The organism is Cellulomonas sp. A375-1 (genome assembly GCF_001040865.1).
GTDB classification, from domain to species: domain Bacteria; phylum Actinomycetota; class Actinomycetes; order Actinomycetales; family Cellulomonadaceae; genus Cellulomonas; species Cellulomonas gelida.
In genome coordinates this window covers 42,311-45,363 of record NZ_LFKW01000127.1, presented here as the reverse complement: position 1 = coordinate 45,363, position 3,053 = coordinate 42,311, and the positions used below count along the sequence as shown (strand labels likewise).

Here is a 3,053-nt window from a genome sequence, read left to right as displayed (position 1 = left end):
GTGGGCGCGCGGGGTGGGCGCGCGGCGAGGCGTGGGCGCGCGGGGTGGACGCCCGGCGAGGCGTGTGCACGCGGCGTGGGCGCGTGGCGTGGGGGCGAGGCGGCGAAGCGTGGGCGAGGCGGCGAAGCGTGGGCGCCGGGGTGAGCGTGGCGGTCACGTGTGGGCGCGCGGACCGCCGTCGGGAGAGCGCGGTGGCGCTGACGTTGACGGCGTTGTCGGGGGGATGAGGGTGCCTGCCTCGTGCACGCTCGCGGAGCTCCCGGCGGTGATGAAGGCCCCGTCGTCCGGTGGTGGCCCGCCCTTGCTCGGGCGCGCGGTCTGCGGTGCTGAGCTCCGTGGCTCGGACCGGACGGTGCCGTCCGGCCGCGTGAACCTGTAGCGGGCGCGCGCGAGCCCGAACGAGCCGGTGCCCGTGGTGCGTGTGGTGCGTGATCTCCGAGCTCCGGGGTCGATGGCGTGGGGCGGAGGCTCCAGGCGCTCGACGTGCTCCAGGCGCTCGACGTGCAGAGACTCCTGGTGCACCACGTGGTGGTGGAAGGAGCACAGGAGCGCACTGTTCTCGATGCTGGTCACTCCGCCGTCGCGTTCCCACCACTCGATGTGGTGCCCTTCGCACCACCGAGCGACGGCGTCGCACCCGTTCCACGCGCACCCGCCGTCCCGAGCGACGACTGCTCGCCGCACCTCGTTGGTGATCAGGCGGGTCGTGCGTCCGAGGTCCACGGGTGTCCCCTGCGCGTCGACGACGACACGCGTGAGCGCGCTGTCGCACACGAGCTGGGCGACGGCGCTCGGCGGCAGAGGCCGACCGTCCTCGTCGGTGACGGGCGGCAGGCCGCGCAGCCGCTCGGCGAGCGGGACGCGATCCCCGTCGTGCAGTGCGGCGGTGAGGGCGAGCCAGGTGGGCTCACTGACGATCACCGAGACCTGCGGCGGCACCACCGCACCCGCGGCGGTTCGCGGCGAGGAGAGGAGGTCGGCGGCGAGCGCGTCCAGTGCGTCCGCCCTGCGCTGCTCCGAGGTCCTCTCGTCGTCTGCCGAGGGCTTGCCCGCCACCGACTCGAGCGCGCGACGCAGGCGTGCGCCGGCCTGCAGGTCGAGGAGGCCCTTGACGTAGGTGCCGTCGGCGGTGTCCGTGAGCCACAGGTGCCGGTTCGCGCGCTGCACGGCCAGGCCGCGCTCGAGCGACACCGGGTCGGCCTGCGCGACCATCCGGTCGACGGCTCGCGCGTACTCGCGTCCGTCGAGCCTGCGCCCGAGCGCGACGAGCGTGCCCTGCGTGTCGGGCGCTGCGAGGAACGCGGCGACGTCAGGAGTGCCGCGCGCTGCGATCTTGGCGATGACGTCGACGTGCGTGGGTGAGATCTCGGAGTCGAGGAGCGCCTGCTCGACGGCGGGCATCTGGGTGAGCGTCGCCGCCTGGCGGAGCTCGGCGCCGGCCGTGGTCGAACCGGCGCGTGAGGTCCGCGCCCGCCACGCGCTCACGGTGCGGTCGCCGCGCCGGGCCCAGTCGCGCGACTCGTCGACCGCCGCCAGCACGCGTGCACGGGCCGCGGTCAGCGCGGCACTCGCCGCGTCGATGGCGGCCAGCCGATCCCGCCGGGACTCCGGGGTCCACGTGGCCGCACGCGCAGCCTCGTCGGCCGCACGCCGCGCTACGGTGACGAGCAGCTCCCATCCGGGGACCTCGTCGCCCCGGACGGCACCGTCGAGCACCCGCGAGACCGTCGTCACCGCCACGCCGCCCCCCTGTTCGCCGCCTGAGTCGTTACCGACCGGACATCTCGTACAAGCGTACGAACGTTCGATGTGCGCGGGGCGGGCGCGGCAACCTCTGTGGACAACGAGGAGTCACTCCATCCGGGCGGGGTGCGGCGCAGGTCGTCGGCGCCTGGATACCGGACTGCGGGCACCACCCACGGGTCGAGCAGAACGAGGCGCTCCGCGCCGTCGGCAGGTCATACCGCGGAGGGAGGGCACGACGCGCGTGTCCACCCGTGCGGGGGGACACGGTGCGACGCCGTGCGTCCGTGGTAGCCGCAGGTCGAGACGGCGGGGGGAGTCGCGCGGCACGCGACCGCGGCTAGCGTCGCCGACGTGTCCCTGACCTGCACCGACGTCGTCCTCCTGAGCGACCCGCGCGTGGCGGCCGTGCCCGTGCGGGACTGCCGCGAGCCGCTCGTCGTCGCCCCCGTGCCGCGGCTGCACCCGACCCCCGACCGTGCCGCCGGTGGGCTGGTGCGGGCCGGTGTCGCGCGGCGCCTCGCGCGCGCGGACTGCGCCCTCCCCCCGGGCGTGCACCTCGTGCTCGCGGAGGGCTGGCGCAGCCCTGCCGCGCAGGCCGCGATCGTCGAGCGGTACCGGTCGGCCGTCCGTGCCGGCCACCCGGACGCCGATGAGGACGAGGTCGAACGCCTCACGAGCCGGTACGTGTCCCCCGTGTCGGTCGCGCCGCACGTCGCCGGGGCGGCGGTCGACGTCACCCTCGTCGACGACGCCGGGCGCGAGCTCGACCTCGGGTGCCCGCTCGACGCGACACCGGAGGAGAGCGACGGGCGCTGCTTCACCGCTGCGCAGGTGCCGCCCGCCGCGCGCGTGCTGCGGACCGCGCTCGGCGAGGTGATGGCGGGCGCGGGCTTCGTCAACTACCCCACCGAGTGGTGGCACTGGAGCGTCGGCGACCGCTACTGGGCGCTGGTCACCGCGCAGCCCGCGGCCGTGTACGGGCCGGTGACGGCGTGAGTGCGACGCTCTGCGAGTCGCGGACGGGACCACTGGCGACGCTCGCCACCACGCGCCCGGTCCTCACCGTGCGGCTCGACGCGGTCGCGTACAACACGCGCGTCCTCGCGGCCCGGGCACGGCGGCTCATGGCCGTCGTCAAGGCTGACGGGTTCGGGCTGGGTGGCGCCGACGTCGCACGCACGGCCCTCGCGCACGGTGCGCGCGCACTGGGCGTCGCGACGCTCACGGAGGCCGTCGAGCTGCGCACCGCCGGGATCGGCGCACCCCTGCTGAGCTGGCTCGACGCCCCGGGCGCGGACCCGTCCGAC

The 3,053-nt window shown here is 75.8% G+C and carries 3 protein-coding genes; 2 read left to right on the top strand and 1 reads right to left on the bottom strand.

Annotated features, from left to right (window positions below):
• Positions 1-153 precede the first annotated feature (153 nt).
• Positions 154-1,740, bottom strand: a complete 1,587-nt coding sequence (locus CWIS_RS17740) for an HNH endonuclease signature motif containing protein (protein WP_053071724.1) — start codon at positions 1,738-1,740, stop codon at positions 154-156.
• A gap of 357 nt (positions 1,741-2,097) precedes the next feature.
• Between CWIS_RS17740 and CWIS_RS12985 the strand changes: the two genes are divergently transcribed.
• Both CWIS_RS12985 and CWIS_RS12980 read left to right on the top strand, forming a co-directional pair.
• Complete coding sequence (locus tag CWIS_RS12985) at positions 2,098-2,742, top strand: M15 family metallopeptidase (RefSeq protein WP_229747576.1); 645 nt, start codon at positions 2,098-2,100, stop codon at positions 2,740-2,742.
• The coding region (locus tag CWIS_RS12980) for an alanine racemase (protein WP_048343721.1) at positions 2,739-3,053 on the top strand (315 nt) is incomplete at its 3' end. The genes CWIS_RS12985 and CWIS_RS12980, both read left to right, overlap by 4 nt.